The organism is Streptococcus sp. HMSC071D03 (assembly GCF_001812125.1).
Classification (GTDB): Bacteria; Bacillota; Bacilli; order Lactobacillales; family Streptococcaceae; genus Streptococcus; species Streptococcus pseudopneumoniae_N.
Window position 1 is genome coordinate 4,463 of record NZ_KV807749.1, and the last position, 1,002, is coordinate 5,464.

The window sequence follows — 1,002 nt, forward strand, 5'->3', positions numbered from 1 at the left end:
CCAAGGGGGTTATCTATATCTTTGTAATGGTTGGGTCTAGTCGAAAAGCTAAGCAACTATTAGGAGTGTAACCCATGTTTAGAATAATGGGAATTGATCGATCTTATTTGGTATGAAAGGAAAATAATTGAAAAAAATTGGATCAGAATTTTTAAGAGAATTTGAAACTGAGGACAAGCCAATTCTATTTGGTTTAACTACTAGAATGATTGTTCTATATGTGTGTTTAGTAATAGCTGTCTCGGGGACAATTACTATTTATTTCTTTGGTTTACCTGATTGGTACATTTATCTTTGGGATGCTCTATTTGTTGTTCCTGGAGGAATGTACGGTACGGGAATGACTAAGCGAATGCGGATTAAAGAAAAAATCAATTTCTTTTTCCGAATCCAACAACGAACCTATGAGACAGAATTTGGAAAGGTAGGAATGTATACGAAAGATGAGTTTATTCAAAAGCAAAAGAGAAAAACTAGAAAACGCAGAAAAGAAAAGAATTGAGCGCTTGCGTCGTCAGATGAAACCTACGACACAAAACACCATCAATTATACACTGCTCCATGAAGATGGATTGATGCACATTGCTCGTGAGAAGTACTCTCGTAGCTTTATGCTGGGGGATGCTTCCTACTCTACAGCTCAACAAGATGAAAAAGAGAGCATCATCGATACAACGATGGATGCTCTTAATTCACTGGATGAAGGTAGTAACTATCAACTCTTAGTGATTAACCGTCGAGTATCGGATAACTCCTTACAGAATATCTTGTTTGAAGAAACAAACGATGGCTACGATGACTATCGTGAGGAGCTAAATGAGATGATCAAGGAACGATTTACAACACATGCTAACAACTTCGAGGTACATAAGTATGTGACCATTTCAACGAACGCTGATGATCGAAAGCAGGCTCAGTTGTTACTACAAGATATTGGAGTTTCTTTGGGAACACAATTTCAGGAGTCTGATATTACATTTAAGGAAATGAATGGTTTGGATC

Annotated in this window: 1 protein-coding gene and 1 pseudogene; both read left to right on the forward strand. The window is 37.1% G+C overall.

The window, feature by feature from the left end:
• Positions 1-127 precede the first annotated feature (127 nt).
• Positions 128-502 carry a hypothetical protein gene (locus HMPREF2837_RS11940; RefSeq protein WP_075230709.1) on the forward strand — a complete coding sequence of 125 codons (375 nt, stop codon included), beginning with the start codon at positions 128-130 and terminating at the stop codon, positions 500-502.
• Positions 444-1,002 (forward strand): annotated as a pseudogene (locus tag HMPREF2837_RS11945) (VirB4-like conjugal transfer ATPase); the annotation flags it as partial. The gene HMPREF2837_RS11940 and the pseudogene HMPREF2837_RS11945, both read left to right, overlap by 59 nt.